Here is an 18,629-nt window from a genome sequence, read left to right as displayed (position 1 = left end):
TACACTATAGCCAGTTTTTTTCTTTGCAAAAGATTGGCTATGATCGACCCGAAATTAATCCGAAATAATATTGAGGCTGTAAATTTAGCCTTAGCAAAACGTGGCGTACAGCTGAATGTAGAAGAGTGGGCTTCGCTTGAAGCGCAGCGTAAAGAGCTTCAATCCAAAACTGAAGCTTTGCAGGCAGAGCGTAATTCGGGTGCTAAACAAGTTGGCCAAATTAAAAAATCTGGTGGCGATGCGTCCGAAATTATGGCGCGTATGGCAGCCATTGGTGATGACATTAAAGCTGCTGAAGTTGCGCTTGCTGCATTACAAACCGAAATTGAAAATAAAGCGTTAAGCATTCCAAATATGCCGCATGAATCTGTACCTGAAGGTAAAGATGAAGACGATAATGTTGAAATCCTAAAATGGGGTACACCGCGTCAGTTTGATTTTGAAATTAAAGATCATACGGACTTGGGCGAATGGATGGGTGGTTTAGAGTTTGAAACTGCCACCAAACTTACAGGTACACGTTTCAGTGTTTTAAAAGGGCCATTGGCGCGTTTACAACGTGCATTGACTCAGTTCATGTTGGATACGCACACTTTGAAAAATGGCTATACCGAAGCGTATGTGCCATATTTAGTCAATGCTGATTCTTTACGTGGTACAGGTCAACTACCTAAATTTGAAGAAGATTTATTCAAATTACAAGGTGAAAAAGAACTTTATTTAATTCCAACTGCCGAAGTGCCTGTGACCAATTTCGTGCGTGATGAAATTGTTGATCCAGATCGCTTACCGTTAAAATATGCAGCGCATACACCCTGTTTTCGCAGTGAAGCAGGGTCATATGGCCGTGATACTCGCGGTTTAATCCGCCAGCATCAATTTGACAAAGTTGAGATGGTGCAGATTGTTAAACCTGAAACATCAATGGACGCACTTGAAGAATTGACGGGTCATGCAGAAGGTATTTTGCAAGCCTTGGGTCTTCCATATCGTAAAATCATTTTATGTGGTGGCGATATGGGCTTTGGCGCAATCAAAACCTATGATTTAGAAGTTTGGGTGCCGAGCCAAAATACCTATCGTGAAATTTCAAGCTGTTCATGTATGGGTGACTTCCAAGCACGTCGTATGAAAGCACGTTACCGTGTAGACCAAAAGAAAACTGAATTCGTCCATACTTTGAATGGTTCTGGTTTGGCCGTTGGTCGTACATTACTGGCAGTGATGGAAAATTACCAACGCGAAGATGGTTCTATTGAGATTCCAGCAGCACTACGTCCGTATATGGGTGGTACGGAATTTATTGATTAATCAGTAGCTTGATTATTAAATAGATGAATGGCACAGTTTTGTGCATGAAAATTGCTTAAGACAATCAGATCTAAAATGTTGAGGTAGTCCGTGGATATCTTTCCAATCTCTTTAAAGTTGCAACAGCAACCTTGTCTGATTGTCGGTGGCGGGCATATTGCCTATCGTAAGGCCGTCCTTTTGGCAAAAGCGGGTGCAGTGATTCATGTGATTGCCCCTGAAATTGAAAGTAATTTACTTGAGCTTGTTGAATCAAGCCAAGGGCAATATGTTCAAGCACCTTTTAGTTTAGATATTCAACTGCGCAATTATCGTTTGGTGATTGCAGCAACCAATGATAAAGCGACCAATATTCAAGTTTTTGAAGCCTGTGAAGCAGAGAAAATATTGGTCAATAGTGTGGATGATCCTCCGCATTGTCGTTTTATGGTTCCTGCAATTATTGACCGTTCACCTTTGGTGGTTTCAATTGCGACCAATGGTACATCTCCCGTGTTGTCGCGCCAAATTCGAACCCAGCTTGAAGCAACAATTCCACATGGGATGGGGAAATTGGCTGATTTTTCTGGACAATGGCGTGCTAGCGTTAAAGCGAAAATTATCAATCCAGATGAGCGTCGTATTTTTTGGGAGGACTTGTATGCCAGCCCACTCAAAGAACAGGTGTTTAATGACAATATTGCGGAAGCAAATCGATTAATTGAGCAGGCATTGCTAGAGTGGAAAACACCTAAAGGTGAGGTCTATTTAGTGGGTGCAGGGCCGGGCGATCCTGAATTATTGACCTTAAAAGCCTTACGCTTAATGCAGCAAGCGGATGTGATTATTTATGATCGTTTGGTCTCTCCTGCGATTTTAGAATTATGCCGTCGTGATGCAGATAAAATCTATGTTGGAAAAGCACGTTCCAATCATAGCGTTCCTCAAGAAGGCATCAACGCTTTATTGGTGGAATATGCTGCAAAAGGTAAGCGGGTATGTCGTTTAAAAGGCGGAGATCCATTTATTTTTGGTCGTGGTGGTGAGGAAATTCAAGAGCTGTTTGCGGCGGGTGTGGCTTTTCAAGTCGTCCCTGGGATTACCGCAGCATCGGGCTGTTCGGCTTATGCTGGTATTCCTTTAACACACCGTGATTATGCTCAAAGTGTTCGATTCTTAACCGGGCATTTGAAAGAAGGTTCACCCGAGTTACCGTGGAAGGAACTGGTTTATGAAAACCAAACCTTGGTGTTGTATATGGGCTTGGTGGGTTTAGAAAAAATATGTGCTCAATTAATTGCACATGGTCAGCGTCCGAATATGCCCGTTGCCCTTATTTCTAAAGGCACGACACCAGAGCAAAAAGTTGTGGTGGGAACTTTGGCTGATATTGCATCGAAAGTGACAGAACATCAAATTCAAGCGCCAACCCTCACTATTATTGGTGAGGTCGTCAGTTTACGTGAACAATTACAGTGGCAGGGCTAAACAAGCCCTGTTGCATTGAAAGAGTAGAGAAATCTTGTGATTCATGTTGTTTTATATGAGCCGGAAATTCCTGCGAATACAGGAAATATCATTCGTTTATGTGCTAATACTGGTGCGCAATTGCACTTGGTGAAGCCATTAGGTTTTGAACTGGATGATAAAAAGCTCAGACGCGCAGGCTTGGATTATCATGAATGGGCGCATATGAAAGTATGGGAAAACTTTGCTGAATGTGTCGCGCATTTAAAAGAACAGGGTATTGAAAATGATGCGATTTATCCTTTAACCACCAAAGGTTCTGAAACGCCACATACTTCAAATTTAAACCGTCCAGTAGCATTGTTAATGGGGCCTGAAACACGTGGTCTTCCTGAAAGTGTACGTATGATGTTCCCAGAAAAACATTGGATTTGTTTGCCAATGGCAGCAAATTCACGCAGTTTGAATTTATCGAATGCGACAGCGATTATTCTTTATGAAGCATGGCGTCAACAAGGTTTTGAAGCATTAGTTTAAAAACAGATGGTTAAAAAGCTGCTTCAAGCAGCTTTTTTATGTCTAAAATTTCAAAAAGATGAAGAATCATTGGCTACAGAAAACATTAAGCATATAAAAAAGACGCATAAAGCGTCTTTTTTATTGAATGAATCAGTAGGTTAGTGTGAATCATCAAATTCGTTATGCTGTGGTGCAGGTTGTTTAAAACCTTTGGTTTTATAACCTAAGTATAAAATACCGAACATTGCCCACCATAAACCATATTTTAATGAGGTTTCTTCAATTTCTAGCCAGAGTGCAAATACACTGATAAAGCCAAGTAATGGAACAACCACAAAGTTTAAAATGTCTTTCGTATTTTTGGTACGCCCATCACGTAATGCATAACGTGAAATGACCGACAAATTGACAAAGGTAAATGCAGTTAAAGCACCAAAACTGATTAAAGAAATCACAGTATCCAGATTCATAAAACCAGCAGTTAAGGCAACAACGCCTACAATTAAAATATTGTATGACGGGGTGAGGCTTTTAGGGCTGATATGACCAAAGATTTTCTTGTTAATCACGCCATCACGGCCCATGGCAAACATGAGGCGTGATACACCCGCATGCGCTGAAATACCCGATGCCATAACCGTCACGATTGCAAAAGCCAGCACATAAGATTGGAATAGTGAACCGCCAACCAACATTAAAATGTCAGGTTGAGTAGCCGCTACATCTGCAAAATAGGTTTTTGGATCATTTGGGAAGTAAATTTGCATGAAATAGGTGCTGACAATGAAAATCACACCTGCAATTAAAGCAGTTAAGAAAATCGCTTTAGGCAAGGTCTTTTCAGTATCTTTGGTTTCTTCGGCAAGTGAACTGAGAGAGTCAAAACCAGTGAAAGAGAAACACAGTAAGGTTGCACCAGTAACCAATGCACCGACTGAAGTTAACTCATTCCAAAATGGCTCAAGGCTCCAAAGCTGATAACGTTGCTCAGCAGAAATAGGGCCATCTGCATTAAAACCTGCTTGTAGTTTGCTATAAACCAAATAGGTAAAGACAGCGATCACAACCAGCTGAATCACTACGATTAAACTATTAAAGTTGGCAACAAAGCGCGCACCTTTTAAGTTTACACCTGTCATAAATGCAGTCAGTATAATGACCCATACCCAGTGGTTTACATCTGGAAACAATGCTTCAAGATAAATCACAGCAAGAATGATGTTGACCATTGGTGATAATAAATAATCTAACCAAGATGACCAACCCACCATGAAACCAACATTGGGATGAATCGACTTTTGGGCATAAGTATAGGCCGAACCCGAAGACGGGTAGCGACGAATCATATGACCATAACTTAGAGATGTTAATAAAATTGCAACGAGTGCAAATATGTAGGATGTCGGTACGTGAAAATGACTTTCTTCCGCGACTAAACCGAAAGTGTCAAATAACGTCATGGGCTGTATATAAGCTAAACCAATAATAATGATGTGCCAGAGTCCCAGCGTTTTTTGTAGTTTAGCTACCGATGGAGTCCCAGAGATATTTGTCAACGGCGTTATCCTCTTAATCGTTGATCAAGGATCAGTCATGTTTATAAGGATCGTTTGAGACGAACGATCCCCCCTATATGAATAAAACAAAAGTGCGCCAATCTACTCCAATTGAATACCTTTTGCCAATCACTTTATAAACTTTTTATAGCATGAAATGTGCCATTTAATAAAAAACGGTCGTTGATTTTCACAAAGGAAAAGCCTGATGCTTAAAAAAACATCAGGCTAATTTTTCCACTATATCCGCTTATTTTTCAATATTTACCAAGCTTTTTCTAACAGTGCTTTTAAGTCACTGAAGGTCGCTTCTTTAGGGTTGTAAATAATAGATCCATCATTTAAAGCCTTTTCTGCGACTTCATCTAATTGTGCTTCAGAGACTTTACCCGTTTCACGTAAAGTACGTGGTAATTTGGTGAGGGTATATAAACGATCGCGCATGGTTAAAATGGTTGCAATCGCTTTATCGGCACGTAAATGTGCAGGTGTTTGTGCAAAAATATCTGCTCCAGCTAAAGGAAGTAGTAGGTCTGCAATTTTGTCACCATTTACTTCTTTATTATATTCAAGTACATATGGTAGGAATAAATTCATGCATAACCCGTGGGGCAGGTGTGCTACAGCACCTAAAGCATGTCCTAATGAATGCACTAAACCAACCATCGAATTAGAGAATGCAATACCTGCCATGGTTGAAGCTTGCGCCAATTCAAGGCGACCAAACTCATCTGTTGGATGGTCAAGTACCTTAAATAAATTATTGCTTACTTTTTTGATTGCAGCAGTGGCATAAGCATCACTGATTGGATTTGCAGCCATGCAAGTATAGGCTTCAACCGCATGCGTTAGTGCATCCATAGCGGTCATAGCTGTTAAATGGGGGGGTAAAGTTTGCGTCATACGCGGGTCAAGAATCGCTGCATGCGGCATCAAATAATAAGATGCAAATGCCATTTTGACATTTTTTTCCAGATCGGAAACCACAGCAACCATAGTTACTTCAGAACCAGTGCCTGATGTGGTTGGAATCACAAAAAATGGTTTCAGTGCTTTTGGAAGATTGTGCGCACCTGAAAATTTCAGTAAGTCGTCACCGCCCTCAGTCACCAAAATATTGGTCGCTTTTGAAGTGTCAATCACAGAACCGCCACCGACAGCAATAATCGCATCACAATTATTTTCACGATAGGCTTTTGCTGCACTACGCACTGTTTCTACGCTTGAATCGGGTGGAACATCATCAAAAATATAGCCAATCACGGCATCGGTAGATTCAAAAGCTGCTTCAATTGGAGCAAGTAGATGATTACTACGTACGCCTTTGTCGGTAATGATCAGTGGGCGTTTTGCACCTAAGGTTGCAAGTTCAAAAGGAATATGTTCTAACGCGGCATGACCTGCGATGACTTTTACTGGACAGAAAAATTCGTAATAAGGCTTAGCCATGTTATACACTCCGTTTAAAATAGGATTGAGCCACTTTCAAATAAATATTTGCAGCTCCTGTTAATTTTTCTTTTAGGCTTAATTCACTTGGATATTGTTTTACAGCAAGCTCGGCTAAGAGTTTAGGTAAAATAAGTGATTCCATTTTATTTAAACAACGCACCAGACGAATGGCATATGCTAAATCACCGTCTGCAATCATGCGGTCATGGGCAAAGGCTTGAGCAGTACTTTCTTGGAAAGAAAACACTAAAAAAGCATGACTTAAATGCTTAAATGTAATGGTTAAATCAGGCTTAGTTGCTACGGATTGTAGTAATTTTAATTGATGGTCTTCCGTGACTTTTGCAATAAAAGCGGGGCCATTGGGAAATACTTTCATCGAAAGAACAAAACCAACAGGGAATTTGGCAACTTCCTGTTTTACTTCTTTATCGACTTGGCTCGCCATGACTAAACCTCTGCCAATGACATCCATCATGAGTTTGACATAGGTTAGTTGTAAAGCGGGCTTTACGGATTTGGTTGAAATCACTCGCGCATCCCTTATCTAAAAAATATTTATTAGTTTAGAGTAAATACTCTAATTTATTTTTATCGCAAAAGCAAAGTTATTGTTGCATGACTTGGACTTTATTAAAGTAACCGCTGTGATCTAAAGTTTCAATCACATCCACACATAAATCATTAAAATGAGGATGGTTTTCAACCAAGTCCATGACGCGAACCATTTCTAATCCTGCATAACCACATGGATTAATGGTGTGAAATCCAAACAGATCACAATCAATATTGAGTGCAAGGCCATGATAGCTACGTCCTTTGCGAATTTTAAAACCCAATGAGCCAATTTTACGTTCATTGACATAGACGCCTGGTGCATCGGGTTTGGCATAGGCTTCAATGTGGTATTTTTTCAGTAGGTCGATCATTAAATTTTCAGCATAGGAAACTAACGTGCGGACGTTCCAGCCTAAGCGATTTAAATCAAACATGAAGTAGGCAACCAGCTGACCCGGCCCATGCCAAGTGACTTGTCCACCACGATCCGTTTGTACCACAGGAATCGTACTCGACATTAGAATATGTTCTGGTTTTCCTGCTTGCCCTTGGGTTAAAACATCATGATGCTGCAAAATCCACAGTTCATCTGGGGTATTTTCATCACGGGTTTCAGTTAACTTTTTCATGTCCTGAAAACGGTCGAGATAAGGGGTAAGTTGATTAAATTGACGGATAATTAAATTAGGTTTTAGAACAGCATCAGTCACGTGAAGTGCGTCCATAAAAGTTTAAACATGAGAAATGATTATAATGAAATTGGGGTGAGATGGGAGATGATACCCAGATGATTTGCTATTTTTATTGGTCTGGATGCAATATTTTTCTACATACATAAAAAAACACGCTTCGAGGCGTGTTTTTTATATTGATTAAAGTGCTGTTTTAATCAATGTGCAGGCAGCTAAATCTGCATATAGTGCATGAACTTGTTCAAGTTCCACAAAAATAATTTGTGCCGTTAACGAGTGATACTTACCTGTACGCGATGGTTGTACTTTGATGGTTGTACTATCAAAATCAGGGAAGTGTTTTACTAAAATTTCAACAACAGCACAATGTAAATCTTCATGCGCTTCACCAATCAATTTGATTGGATAATCCATAGGGAAAACCCATAGTTCTTCTTGAAGTTCACGTGATGGTGTACGGTCTAACATCGTCATGAGAGCCAGTCCTCATATATCAAACGCCTGCGTGAATGCAGGCGTTGTATTTCTCTTAGATACTTAATGGAGACTGACATTTAGATTTCAAGTCTCCATTGGTATCATCAAAAATTAGTCATTTTCTAAGAATGAACGTAAGTGTTCAGAACGAGAAGGATGACGTAATTTGCGTAAAGCTTTGGCTTCAATCTGACGAATACGTTCACGTGTTACATCAAATTGTTTACCCACTTCTTCCAAAGTATGGTCAGTTGGCATATCAATACCAAAACGCATTTTTAAGACTTTCGCCTCACGTTCAGTCAAGTTTTCCAGCACTTCACGTGTTGCTTCTTTTAAGCCTTCTGAAGTCGCAGCATCAATTGGAGAGGTAATATTACCATCTTCAATGAAGTCACCAAGATGCGAATCTTCGTCATCACCAATCGGTGTTTCCATCGAAATTGGTTCTTTGGCAATTTTAAGCACTTTACGTACTTTAACTTCGTCCATTTCCAGACGTTCACCTAATTCTTCAGGTGTTGGCTCACGGCCCATTTCTTGAAGAAGTTGACGAGATACACGGTTGATCTTGTTAATAGTTTCGATCATGTGTACTGGAATACGGATGGTACGTGCTTGATCGGCAATAGAACGTGTAATCGCCTGACGAATCCACCAAGTTGCATAGGTCGAGAATTTATAACCACGACGGTATTCAAACTTGTCTACGGCTTTCATCAAACCGATGTTACCTTCTTGAATCAAGTCAAGGAATTGCAAACCACGGTTGGTATATTTTTTCGCAATCGAAATTACCAAACGTAAGTTTGCTTCAACCATTTCTTTTTTCGCGCGACGTGCTTTTGCTTCACCAACAGCCATACGTTTAGAAATGTCTTTAATGTCTTTAACATCTAAGCCCAATTCTTTTTCGATATCGGCAATTTTTTGCTGGAATGCAACAACATCTGGACGTACTTTTTCTAAATAACCTTTTTGATCAGCGGGTGCTTTAGCAATTTGTTCATCTAACCAAGCTGGATTTGACTCTTGACCTGGGAATGATGTACGGAATTGAGTACGATCCATACGACCACGACGAACGGCATAACGCATTACTTCACGTTCAGCTGTACGAATTTGTTCATGCGTACCACGAATCATTTCTGAAATGATTTCAAATAAACGTGGGGTAAATTTGAACATCATAAACACAGTCGCAAGTGCTTCAAGCGCTTCATCTGCTTGTTTGCTGTTACGACCATGCTTTTCAATCGCGGCTTTGGTTACTTTCCACGCATCTTCAAGTTCAGTGAAACGAACACGTGCAATTTCTGGATCTGGACCAGACTCACCTTCAGAATCATCATCACTTTCAGATTCTTCTTCTTCGTCATCATCCAATTTTACATCTTTAGTGGTTTTAGTCGTCGCTTCATCATTTTCAACAATTTCAGCTTCTTCTTCTAAAACTTCTGGAATTTCTTCGTCAGATTCTGGGTCTAAATAACCAGATAAAATATCAGCAAGACGACGTTCACCTTCAGCAACATCGCTATATTCTTTTAATACAACTTCAACTGCATTCGGCCAATACGCAATCGAATGAAGAACGTCACGAATACCTTCTTCAATGCGTTTCGCAATGCTAATTTCGCCTTCACGCGTTAATAGTTCAACCGTTCCCATTTCACGCATGTACATACGTACTGGATCGGTGGTACGACCAGGTTCGCTTTCAACTGAAGCAAGAACAGCTGCCGCTTCTTCTTCAGCGACTTCATCGGTTGCTTCGGCATTGTTACCGTCGAACATGGTGTCATCAGATTCAGGCGCACGTTCATGCACTGGAATGCCGACATCTTGAAGCATTTGAATAATGTCTTCAATCTGTTCGCTTTCCGTGATCGAGTCTGGGAGATGATCGTTAACCTCAGCGTAAGTTAAGTAACCTTGCTCTTTGCCTCGGCTAATCAGAGCCGCTACTTGCGAAGTAGGGGAAGTCATATCGCTCATCTTTGCTTACTCTTCGTTGAATCTGTGGCAGTGAAAAACCGTGCATGATAGCACAATTCGCTTAAAATTGTTTTGAATTGCTTGCTCAAATGCTATTGGGAAATAGCATTTTGATTTAACAATTGTTTTCAATATTGGGTTGGAATTTTTTTTTTCAAGTCTCTTGCATGGAATGCATTCAAAAATATCTTAATTTTTTATCGGCATTCTCATTAAAATTTTACATACCCATAAATACACAATTTTAGGGTCAAAAAACAAGTGTAAATTGAGTTTGTTAGAATAAAAAGTAAAAATAACTTGACAAGATTTGCTAACAAAGATAAATAGCGCCTAGACCCATTTACTTTTTTCACCATGAGGTGGTTTTAGTGTCTTCTACAGATTTCGAATTAGATGATAGCTACAATGATGATGATGTTAGTTTTGATGAGGCATCAAGCAAAATTAGTGCTAAAGAGTCGTTAGAAAAACGTCGTCTAATTGATGACCTTCTCGCACAACGTCGTTTAGAACGTGAACTGAAAGATTTTGATTATGATCTTGATGATGATGACGGCTTTGATGACGATGAAGACTAAATTGTGATTCAGCATAGCGCACTAAAATGCTATGCTATCCACAGTTATTTTACTGAACTTGGATTTTAAATGAGTGCTTTAGATTTAGACTTATTGAGCGAATATCTAGATGGTGACCAAAATGAACATGGTCTAGATTTTGCGGCAACTCATGGTTTTTTATGTGCAACTGCGGTTGGACCAACTTTTGATAAATGGCTCGATGAACTTTTCGATAACAATCAAAAGAAAGTACCAGCTGAAATCATTGTACAAATAAAAGCATGGTTAGAAGCAATTCGTCAAAACTTAGCCAATGAGGAAGGAATTGAGTTTCCTTTTGAAATTGAAGAAGCTGATGTTGAGTCAAGTTTAGGCGATTGGAGTGTTGGCTTCGTCGATGCAATGTTCTTAAATGAAGATGCTTGGTTTACACCTGAACATGAAGAACAGTTGGTGGATTTAACTTTACCAATGATGGTATTTAGTGGTGTGGACGATGAAGATCCGCAAATGGAATCTTTCCGTCGCAATGGTCAGCTTATGGACGAAATTGCAGAAGAAATTCCAGAGAACTTAAATGAAATTTATTTAATGTACCACACGCCAGCGTGATGTTACATCTTGCGCCGCTACAATCGCGGCTCATGTATCACACACCAACTTAATTCATTGAAATCAAAAAACACCTCAATAGAGGTGTTTTTTTAGCGTTATATTTGTGATGGTGGTATTTATGGTTTTAGTTTTCGTGCACAGATCTTGGCATACCAACCAAAACTAACAAAAAAGATTGCAGCATGAATTAAAATGAGCAGCAGCATTACAATTGCGATCAGAATTAAACCTGTATTTTCAACGGTTTTTAATATATTTCCCGTAGTAGGATCGACCAAGCTATATAAGAACACCAGTATGCTGGAAATGAATAGTGAAACGATGGTGCAACCCCAAACCAATTGAATTTTCTCATCAGAGTTGGGAATACGTTGTTCCCGTTTAACAAAATGTCCCGCTGTAATAAATCCAGCTGCAATCAGTGTGGGTACACTGGTTGAACCCGTTAAATTGAGTAAGCTGAACATGATGCCTAAAAGTAATAATGCGATGCTGTAAACAGCAGCAAAGTAGATCAAATAATGTTTTATCAATTAAATTTTCCCCAATTAAATTGAACTAAAAATATATCCATTATTTTATTTTATATTTATGTCGATGGTATAGAACCCAAATAATGATAAGTGCCACAATGCTGATAATGACATAGCCCACTTGGCTAAAAATATCGTGCATCAATGCTTGGTTTTCACCAAAATAAAATCCGACACAGGCTAAGAATGTTGTCCAGATGATTGTACCAAGCGCACTGTAGAGCATAAACTTCCAAAAGGGCATATGGCTCATGCCCGCAGGAATACTAATCAGTGAGCGTACAGCAGGAATCATGCGTCCAAAAAAGACAATACGGTGTCCATACTGTTCAAACCATGTTAATGCTTTCTGTACATCGCTGGATTTGATAAATAAGTATTTTCCATAGCGATCGACCCATCGAAAAATTTTATCATGATTAAATTTATACCCAATCCAATATAAAATTGCAGCCGCAGTCAATGAGCCAATACAACCAGCGATAATCACGCCAACAAGGAGAAGTTGCCCTTGAGATGCAGAGTAGCCTGCGGAAGGCATGATCACTTCAGAGGGAATGGGGGGAAAAATATTGTCGAGGAACATCAGTAGAGCAATACCGAAGTAGCCCAATTGTTCCATAATAGAAATAATCCATTCAGTCAGATTCATGAGTGTATAAAATAACAATGATATCTGAACTATCCTAAAGACTATTCGTTGCAGGGTAAAGTACGGTCAAGTCATCAAGTCAGATTATTCTTGGCTATGGATCAATGTGTGTATGTAGACTTTTCTTAAACTATATGCGAGCGAAAATGGAACCACACTGATTAATGTATAACTAAGCGGATTGGAGTTTAAATGGTAAACAATAAATATAGATAAAATAGCACCAATCACTGTGCCTAAAACCACAATAAACAGATGAGATTCTTGATTTAAAATACTTTTTATTGCTGCTGTTTTTTGATGATTTTTTTCACGAACTAAGTGAAATCGCCGCGTATATTCGGCTGAATGACTAATTGATCTTGGCATAATTTAATTCCTTTTTCACATTATCTATGAATAAGTTGCTTAATTAATGTTCTGCAAATCTCAGATTATCAAATTTTTAATGAATTGATAAATAGTGCTGATTGTCTTTTTGTTTAAGCTTTGTTCTTTTTGTAAATAAAAAAAACCTCAGCGTGTGCTGAGGTTTTTTAATAGATGATCTTAAAATCTAGAATTACAGACGTTTACGTTTTGCTGCTGCAATTTGTGACTGACGCATACGAAAACCTTCTTTTTGCTTTTCTGTGGTTTTTTCGATGCAATATTTGCATGATACACCGTGTTCATAACTTGGAAGCTCAACTTCTGCTGGAAGTAGAGGCCAACCACAGGCATGACATTTAATATTTTGACCTTCTTCTACACCATGAGTTACGGCAGTACGACCATCAAATACAAAGCATTCACCTTCCCACATACTCTCGGACGCTGGAGTTTCTTCTAGGTATTTTAAAATGCCACCTTTCAGATGATAAACATCTGTAAAGCCTTCTTGAAGCAGAAGAGAAGTTGATTTTTCACAGCGGATACCGCCCGTACAGAACATGGCAATTTTTTTGTCTTTATGTTGTTCAAGATTTTGTTTTACATATTCAGGGAATTCACGGAATGTTTCTGTTTTAGGGTCAACAGCACCTTTGAATGTACCTGCTTTATATTCATAATCATTACGTGTATCAATCAAAATGACATCATCACGTGCAATCAGTTCATTCCATTCTTTTGGGTCTAAATAATGCCCGACAAGATCACGTGGTTGAACTTCTACACCTAAAGTGACAATTTCACTTTTAAGTTTGATTTTCATTTTACGGAAAGGTTTTTCATCGCTATGAGATTCTTTGTATTCCATCGCCTTAAACCCTTCATTAAGAAGAAAGGCTTGAATTTGATCAATCGATTTACGATCCCCAGCGACAGTACCGTTAATCCCTTCGCCCGCTACAATTAGAGTTCCACACAAGTTAATGCTGTTGACTAAGTCTAAAAGACGTTGTTGAAGATCGGCAGGATCTTGAACTTCTTTAAATTGATATAGTGCGGCAACAACCCAACTTGTGGTCGCTTGCTGTTCTACAGGTGCAAGCTGTTCTACAGTAGCGTTCATGGATAACTCCAAATGTATTATGATAGGGATAAAATTCAAGGCGCGTATTTTAACGTGAATTGTGCGAATAAGCGAGAAAACCATAACTAAAATATGGTTTTTAACTGAAAGAAGTTGCTCGTAAGTTGGTGTTGATTAAAATTATCATTTTAAATGATTCTAGATGATTGATTTTATTTAAGTATTAAATGTGTAGGAGTGTGTTTTGAGTACTGATCGTCGAATTGCTTCTTTGACCCCATGTGCAGGGCGTTGTTCTACGGTGTTTGGTGATTCGGTATGTCGTGGATGTCGTCGTTTTAATCATGAGGTTATTCAATGGAATACTTATAGCCCTGAACAGCATACGGCTGTGTGGAAACGACTGGATGCTCAATTGGATCAAATTTTAGTGCCGATGTTGCCGCATGCTGATTTGCATCATGTAGAAGGTTTTGTCTTGTCGAAACGCGTGCGTTTACGTGATGATGCATCAAACGGGCGTAAGCTTTATCATGCACTTAAAATTTGTGAGAAGAATAAAAATTTAGCCGAAGAAAGTGGTTTAGGAATTCAGGATAAACAAGTGAAACCACTTTGGCAGGAATTTGAACGCCGCGTCTTAGCGTTGGCTACAGCAAGTTATGATTTTGCTTTTTTACGTGCAGATGGTATTCGTTCTAGTTTATTGCATATGTTGGAACAAGACTGAATGTATTGTTCTTTATGGGAATGTTTTTGAATGCAATAATTGGATGCGGTTACTTGATTGTATTGATTATAAATAGTTCTTAAATCAAATTTTAAATTAAAAAGCCTCAGTATTGAACTGAGGCTTTTTCTATAATCAATGTATTGAGTTTTAGAGCTGATGTGCTAAACGATACTGCACAATTTCTTCAATGGTAATTACGGTTAAATGGTGAGTTTGAGCATAAGCCAAAACTTGAATGCCAGAAGCCATTGTGCCATCGGGATTGGTCAATTCACATAACACACCTGCTGGTTTTAAGCCTGCTAAGCGTGCTAAATCGATAGTGCCTTCAGTATGACCACGACGAGCTAAAACACCACCCTCACGTGCACGTAAAGGAAAGACGTGTCCAGGGCGGTTAAGGTCGCTCGCAACAACACCATCTTTAATGGCGGTTTTTATCGTGGTGGTTCGATCTTTGGCAGATACACCGGTGGTCACGCCCTCAGCTGCCTCAATTGTCACGGTAAATGCTGTTTTAAACTGGCTTGAGTTGTCAGCCACCATTGGTGGGAGTTCTAAATGATTGGCTAGCTCATCTGTTAGGCATAAGCAGACAATGCCAGAACCATCACGAATCATACGTGCCATGGTTTCAACATTCAGTGTTTCTGCCGCAACAATTAAGTCGGCTTCATTTTCGCGTTCAAAATCATCCATCACCAACACTGGTTTGCCTTGGCGGATATCTTCTAAAGCTTTTTGAATACGTTGTTCAGCAGGAGGAAGGGCTGAAAAGAAAATTTCGGGTTGAATTAAACTAGACATTGAAACGCTCTCGTAAAATAAAAATACGGTTGAACATTTCAGGACTGATGTAGAAATGGGGTCGCAGCGATATATCAAATATAAATATCCGTTACGTCGTCTTCTTTCATCCGGACTATACCGTCGGCTTTGGTTTCTCACCAAATCTGCGAGTCAATCTTTTAATAAAAATTGACAGGCTCGTGGGCTGATTAAATCTTATCATTTTTGTTAAGTTTAACTTACCACCGGTGGGGAATTTCGCCCCGCCCTGAAGCGATGTGTAATGATTATAGACCTGTTTTTAATCAAGGGTGCAGCTTTCTATAGATCAATCAGTCATATCTATAGTAATTATGTGAATAATAAAGTAAAAATCAGTAGGCAATAAAAAAGCCCGCATATTGCGAGCTTTTCGTATTTTTGGACTTAAGCCACTTGAACAGGAATACAGTTCGCAGTGTGATTTACAGTATTGTTTGGATTGGCATAAACAAGGCGTGGTTTATGTGCATTGGCTTCAGCTACGGTAAAATCACCAAAGGTCGCAATAATCACTAAATCACCGACGTCAGCTTGATGTGCAGCACCACCATTGACAGAAATAATCCCTGAATGATCTTCACCACGAATCGCATAAGTGGCAAAGCGTTTACCATTCGTGACATTCCATACGTGGATTTCTTCATATTCACGAATACCTGCTAAATCCATGAGTACGCCATCAATTGCACATGAACCTTCATAGTGAAGCTCTGCATGAGTAACTTGAGCACGGTGAATTTTGCATTTTAATAAACGAGATAGCATGGCTGGCGTCTCCTTAGTCGAGCTAAGATTTTATCTTATGGTTAAATCAATCACTTTTTACTGGGTAAGTAATCCGCAGAAAACGCATTTTGCTCTGAAACAAGCATCATGGCAAGAAGGATTGTTCAACAATGTGTGGATTGATCAGTTCGGTTTGTAAGCATTGATTTGATTCATGGCTTGCTGTGTGTCACCGTTTACCAGCAATTGAATGCGAGATAAAGCGTGAGCAATGGCATCATCCATTAAATTTTGTTCGCTGCTTGGTGCTTTGCTGAGTACATGACCAGAGACACGTTCTTTAGAACCAGGATGTCCTATGCCAATACGTAAGCGATGAAAATTTGAACCAATATGCGGTACGATATCTTTTAAACCGTTATGTCCACCGTGACCACCACCTGTTTTTAGGCGAATGACACCGGGGTTCATATCAAGTTCATCGTGCGCAATGAGTATTGCTTCGGGAGCAATTTGATAGAATTTGGCGAAGGGTACAACACTTTGACCCGAGAGGTTCATAAAGGTTGTGGGTAATAACAGACGAACGTCTTGACCTTCAATATTACCACGACCGCTTATCCCTTTATATTTGGGATCAGCTTTGAGTTGAATACCATATTGTTCTGCAAGGCGTTGAACAAACCAGAAGCCTGCATTATGGCGGGTTTGGGCATATTCCGTTCCCGGATTACCCAAACCTACAATCAGTGAAAGTTTTGACACTAATTTACACCATCAACACTTATGCGCGTTTAAAGTCAGCGTGCATAGGCGTGTTTTTAGCTGGGTGACGTTGTAAAGCTTGGATTTTAACGCTTTCAACTTTATCGCCCATATTGATTTCAATAACTTCTTCGAAGAAAGCATTGTTTTCAAGTGCTTTAACAAGTTGACGAAGTTCTAAAGTAACAGTTACAGGAGCAGCTTCGCCACCGTAGATGATTGCTGGAACTTTAGCTTGAAGACGAAGGCGGCGGCTCGAACCTTTCCCTTGTACTGATTCGTCACGAGCTACTGCATTTAATACGAAGTTTGCCATGATGACATTTCCTCATTGAGTTTAAATTGACTGAACCTTCGACCAGTCCAGTGATAGAAAGCCCTGCTTTTTAAGGGCAGAGCTTCAAAAAATTTGCGCTATTATAAATAACTATCGAACATCGCGCTAATAGATTCTTCGTTGTTAATACGACGAATTGTCTCAGCAACCATGCCGGCTACTGAAACTTGGCGAATCTTACCAAGTTCTAATGCTTCTTGAGAAAGAGGAATCGTATCTGTTACCACGAGTTCATCGAGTACAGAATTTTTCAAATTCTCAAGGGCTTTACCAGAAAGTACAGGGTGAGTTGCATAGGCAACAACACGGCGAGCACCAAATTGTTTCAGTGCATCAGCAGCTTTACACAATGTACCTGCGGTATCAACCATATCATCCACGATTACGCAGTCACGATCTTTTACATCACCAATCAAATGCATCACTTGTGATTCATTTGCTTTTTGGCGACGTTTATCAATGATTGCCAGATCGATATCACCCATTTGTTTAGCTACAGCACGTGCACGTACTACACCACCAACGTCAGGAGAAACAACCATAAGATTATGGTGTTGCTGTTGACGAAGATCAGCAAGTAAAGCAGGAGTACCGTAGATATTGTCTACAGGAATATCGAAGAAACCTTGGATTTGGTCGGCATGAAGGTCGATCATTACAACACGGTCAATCCCTACAGTTGTGAGCATGTCTGCGACAACTTTTGCAGTGATTGGAACACGGCTTGAACGAGGACGACGATCTTGGCGAGCATATCCGAAGTAAGGGATGACAGCAGTTATACGACCTGCGCTTGCGCGACGTAAGGCATCAGCCATAACGAGGACTTCCATAAGGTTGTCATTCGTTGGTGCACAAGTAGGCTGTACAAGGAATACGTCTTTACCACGAACATTTTCGGTAATTTCGACAGTGATTTCACCATCAGAAAATTTACCGACAGCAGCAGCTCCTAACGGAATGTGCAGGTGGCTTACGACTTTTTGGGCGAATTGTGGATGTGCAGTTCCACTAAAAACGACAAGATTGGGCATGAAGCACCCTTGGCGGTTGGAATGTTTGAAAATAGATGGCAGGGGCGGCTGGATTCGAACCAACGGATGCCGAGATCAAAACCCGGTGCCTTACCACTTGGCGACGCCCCTAATGCGGCAGAACTTTAATATTTTTACTGTTCAATGTCAAGGTAAATTAACAAATGAACCAGCAAACTTTATTCTGTCTTTTTTGAAAATAGATGGCAGGGGCGGCTGGATTCGAACCAACGGATGCCGAGATCAAAACCCGGTGCCTTACCACTTGGCGACGCCCCTAAATTTGATCACTGTAAATTGATTTAAACAATAAGTTTAAATGGCAGGGGCGGCTGGATTCGAAMCAACGGATGCCGAGATCAAAACCCGGTGCCT

Annotated in this window: 20 protein-coding genes, 2 tRNA genes and 1 riboswitch; of the genes, 6 read left to right on the top strand and 16 right to left on the bottom strand. The window is 39.9% G+C overall.

Annotated elements, in window-relative coordinates:
* The first annotated feature begins 39 nt into the window (after positions 1-39).
* The 3 genes from serS (at position 40) to B9T30_RS00105 (ending at position 3,294) form a co-directional block, all read left to right on the top strand.
* The gene (gene serS / locus B9T30_RS00115; RefSeq protein ID WP_086183247.1) at positions 40-1,311 is read left to right on the top strand and encodes a serine--tRNA ligase; all 1,272 of its coding nucleotides are present in this window, start codon (positions 40-42) and stop codon (positions 1,309-1,311) included.
* A 90-nt stretch (positions 1,312-1,401) separates the two neighbouring features.
* Positions 1,402-2,778, top strand: a complete 1,377-nt coding sequence (cysG, locus tag B9T30_RS00110) for a siroheme synthase CysG (RefSeq protein WP_086183246.1) — start codon at positions 1,402-1,404, stop codon at positions 2,776-2,778.
* A 36-nt stretch (positions 2,779-2,814) separates the two neighbouring features.
* Positions 2,815-3,294 (top strand): tRNA (cytidine(34)-2'-O)-methyltransferase, encoded by a 480-nt coding sequence (locus B9T30_RS00105; protein ID WP_086183245.1) that lies wholly within the window; start codon positions 2,815-2,817, stop codon positions 3,292-3,294.
* Positions 3,295-3,434: 140 nt separating this feature from the next.
* Here the strand turns inward: B9T30_RS00105 and B9T30_RS00100 are convergent, their stop codons facing one another.
* From B9T30_RS00100 to rpoD, 6 genes are all read right to left on the bottom strand, one after another.
* Complete coding sequence (locus B9T30_RS00100; protein WP_086183244.1) at positions 3,435-4,832, bottom strand: APC family permease; 1,398 nt, start codon at positions 4,830-4,832, stop codon at positions 3,435-3,437.
* A gap of 264 nt (positions 4,833-5,096) precedes the next feature.
* Entirely contained in the window at positions 5,097-6,281 is a 1,185-nt protein-coding gene (locus B9T30_RS00095) for an iron-containing alcohol dehydrogenase (protein WP_086164344.1), read from the bottom strand.
* 1 nt (position 6,282) lies between these two features.
* Complete coding sequence (locus B9T30_RS00090) at positions 6,283-6,816, bottom strand: hypothetical protein (RefSeq protein ID WP_086183243.1); 534 nt, start codon at positions 6,814-6,816, stop codon at positions 6,283-6,285.
* A gap of 76 nt (positions 6,817-6,892) precedes the next feature.
* Positions 6,893-7,567, bottom strand: a complete 675-nt coding sequence (gene lipB, locus B9T30_RS00085; protein WP_413772542.1) for a lipoyl(octanoyl) transferase LipB — start codon at positions 7,565-7,567, stop codon at positions 6,893-6,895.
* A gap of 147 nt (positions 7,568-7,714) precedes the next feature.
* Positions 7,715-8,002, bottom strand: coding sequence for a YbeD family protein (locus B9T30_RS00080; protein WP_086183692.1), 288 nt, complete (start codon positions 8,000-8,002; stop codon positions 7,715-7,717).
* A 120-nt stretch (positions 8,003-8,122) separates the two neighbouring features.
* Positions 8,123-10,009 carry an RNA polymerase sigma factor RpoD gene (gene rpoD / locus B9T30_RS00075; RefSeq protein WP_086183241.1) on the bottom strand — a complete coding sequence of 629 codons (1,887 nt, stop codon included), beginning with the start codon at positions 10,007-10,009 and terminating at the stop codon, positions 8,123-8,125.
* Between the two features lie 371 nt (positions 10,010-10,380).
* Here rpoD and B9T30_RS00070 point away from each other — a divergent pair, with 371 nt between their 5' ends.
* Positions 10,381-10,590, top strand: a complete 210-nt coding sequence (locus tag B9T30_RS00070; RefSeq protein WP_004651227.1) for a PA3496 family putative envelope integrity protein — start codon at positions 10,381-10,383, stop codon at positions 10,588-10,590.
* 69 nt (positions 10,591-10,659) lie between these two features.
* Positions 10,660-11,184 (top strand): YecA family protein, encoded by a 525-nt coding sequence (locus B9T30_RS00065; protein WP_086183240.1) that lies wholly within the window; start codon positions 10,660-10,662, stop codon positions 11,182-11,184.
* Positions 11,185-11,303: 119 nt separating this feature from the next.
* Here the strand turns inward: B9T30_RS00065 and B9T30_RS00060 are convergent, their stop codons facing one another.
* The 3 genes from B9T30_RS00060 to B9T30_RS00045 form a co-directional block, all read right to left on the bottom strand.
* Positions 11,304-11,720, bottom strand: coding sequence for an ABZJ_00895 family protein (locus B9T30_RS00060; protein WP_227518928.1), 417 nt, complete (start codon positions 11,718-11,720; stop codon positions 11,304-11,306).
* 40 nt (positions 11,721-11,760) lie between these two features.
* Positions 11,761-12,372: a DedA family protein gene (locus tag B9T30_RS00055; protein ID WP_086183239.1), complete on the bottom strand. Its 612-nt coding sequence runs from the start codon at positions 12,370-12,372 to the stop codon at positions 11,761-11,763.
* Between the two features lie 562 nt (positions 12,373-12,934).
* Positions 12,935-13,867 (bottom strand): rhodanese-related sulfurtransferase, encoded by a 933-nt coding sequence (locus B9T30_RS00045; protein WP_086183237.1) that lies wholly within the window; start codon positions 13,865-13,867, stop codon positions 12,935-12,937.
* Positions 13,868-14,072: 205 nt separating this feature from the next.
* Between B9T30_RS00045 and B9T30_RS00040 the strand changes: the two genes are divergently transcribed.
* Positions 14,073-14,558, top strand: coding sequence for a DUF1289 domain-containing protein (locus B9T30_RS00040; RefSeq protein WP_086183236.1), 486 nt, complete (start codon positions 14,073-14,075; stop codon positions 14,556-14,558).
* A gap of 150 nt (positions 14,559-14,708) precedes the next feature.
* On the opposite strand, the gene ribB is transcribed toward B9T30_RS00040, so the two are convergent.
* The 7 genes from ribB to B9T30_RS00005 form a co-directional block, all read right to left on the bottom strand.
* Positions 14,709-15,368, bottom strand: coding sequence for a 3,4-dihydroxy-2-butanone-4-phosphate synthase (ribB, locus tag B9T30_RS00035; RefSeq protein ID WP_086183235.1), 660 nt, complete (start codon positions 15,366-15,368; stop codon positions 14,709-14,711).
* A 94-nt stretch (positions 15,369-15,462) separates the two neighbouring features.
* Positions 15,463-15,629, bottom strand: a riboswitch (FMN riboswitch).
* A 147-nt stretch (positions 15,630-15,776) separates the two neighbouring features.
* A complete protein-coding gene (panD, locus tag B9T30_RS00030; RefSeq protein ID WP_086164333.1) occupies positions 15,777-16,157 on the bottom strand; it encodes an aspartate 1-decarboxylase in 381 nt (126 codons plus the stop codon).
* 144 nt (positions 16,158-16,301) lie between these two features.
* A complete protein-coding gene (pth, locus tag B9T30_RS00025) occupies positions 16,302-16,883 on the bottom strand; it encodes an aminoacyl-tRNA hydrolase (protein ID WP_086164332.1) in 582 nt (193 codons plus the stop codon).
* Between the two features lie 19 nt (positions 16,884-16,902).
* Complete coding sequence (gene rplY, locus B9T30_RS00020; protein ID WP_086164331.1) at positions 16,903-17,199, bottom strand: 50S ribosomal protein L25; 297 nt, start codon at positions 17,197-17,199, stop codon at positions 16,903-16,905.
* Positions 17,200-17,300: 101 nt separating this feature from the next.
* Entirely contained in the window at positions 17,301-18,254 is a 954-nt protein-coding gene (locus B9T30_RS00015) for a ribose-phosphate pyrophosphokinase (protein WP_004651241.1), read from the bottom strand.
* A gap of 36 nt (positions 18,255-18,290) precedes the next feature.
* Positions 18,291-18,365, bottom strand: a tRNA-Gln gene (locus B9T30_RS00010).
* Positions 18,366-18,458: 93 nt separating this feature from the next.
* Positions 18,459-18,533: transfer RNA gene (locus tag B9T30_RS00005), tRNA-Gln, on the bottom strand.
* Between the last annotated feature and the right edge of the window lie 96 nt (positions 18,534-18,629).

Source organism: Acinetobacter sp. ANC 4973 (assembly GCF_002135275.1).
Lineage (GTDB): Bacteria > Pseudomonadota > Gammaproteobacteria > Pseudomonadales > Moraxellaceae > Acinetobacter > Acinetobacter kyonggiensis.
The sequence above is the reverse complement of the archived record's forward strand: the minus strand, read 5'-3'. Positions and strand labels throughout refer to the sequence as shown.

What these genes read in the sequence shown, in the direction of transcription:
- serS (WP_086183247.1), top strand. Translation starts at nt 40, where the DNA reads ATGATCGACCCGAAATTAATCCGAAATAATATTGAGGCTGTAAATTTA.
- B9T30_RS00095 (WP_086164344.1), bottom strand. Translation starts at nt 6,281, where the DNA reads ATGGCTAAGCCTTATTACGAATTTTTCTGTCCAGTAAAAGTCATCGCA.
- lipB (WP_413772542.1), bottom strand. Translation starts at nt 7,567, where the DNA reads ATGGACGCACTTCACGTGACTGATGCTGTTCTAAAACCTAATTTAATT.
- B9T30_RS00080 (WP_086183692.1), bottom strand. Translation starts at nt 8,002, where the DNA reads ATGTTAGACCGTACACCATCACGTGAACTTCAAGAAGAACTATGGGTT.
- rpoD (WP_086183241.1), bottom strand. Translation starts at nt 10,009, where the DNA reads ATGAGCGATATGACTTCCCCTACTTCGCAAGTAGCGGCTCTGATTAGC.
- B9T30_RS00065 (WP_086183240.1), top strand. Translation starts at nt 10,660, where the DNA reads ATGAGTGCTTTAGATTTAGACTTATTGAGCGAATATCTAGATGGTGAC.
- B9T30_RS00055 (WP_086183239.1), bottom strand. Translation starts at nt 12,372, where the DNA reads ATGAATCTGACTGAATGGATTATTTCTATTATGGAACAATTGGGCTAC.
- B9T30_RS00045 (WP_086183237.1), bottom strand. Translation starts at nt 13,867, where the DNA reads ATGAACGCTACTGTAGAACAGCTTGCACCTGTAGAACAGCAAGCGACC.
- ribB (WP_086183235.1), bottom strand. Translation starts at nt 15,368, where the DNA reads ATGTCTAGTTTAATTCAACCCGAAATTTTCTTTTCAGCCCTTCCTCCT.
- panD (WP_086164333.1), bottom strand. Translation starts at nt 16,157, where the DNA reads ATGCTATCTCGTTTATTAAAATGCAAAATTCACCGTGCTCAAGTTACT.
- rplY (WP_086164331.1), bottom strand. Translation starts at nt 17,199, where the DNA reads ATGGCAAACTTCGTATTAAATGCAGTAGCTCGTGACGAATCAGTACAA.
- B9T30_RS00015 (WP_004651241.1), bottom strand. Translation starts at nt 18,254, where the DNA reads ATGCCCAATCTTGTCGTTTTTAGTGGAACTGCACATCCACAATTCGCC.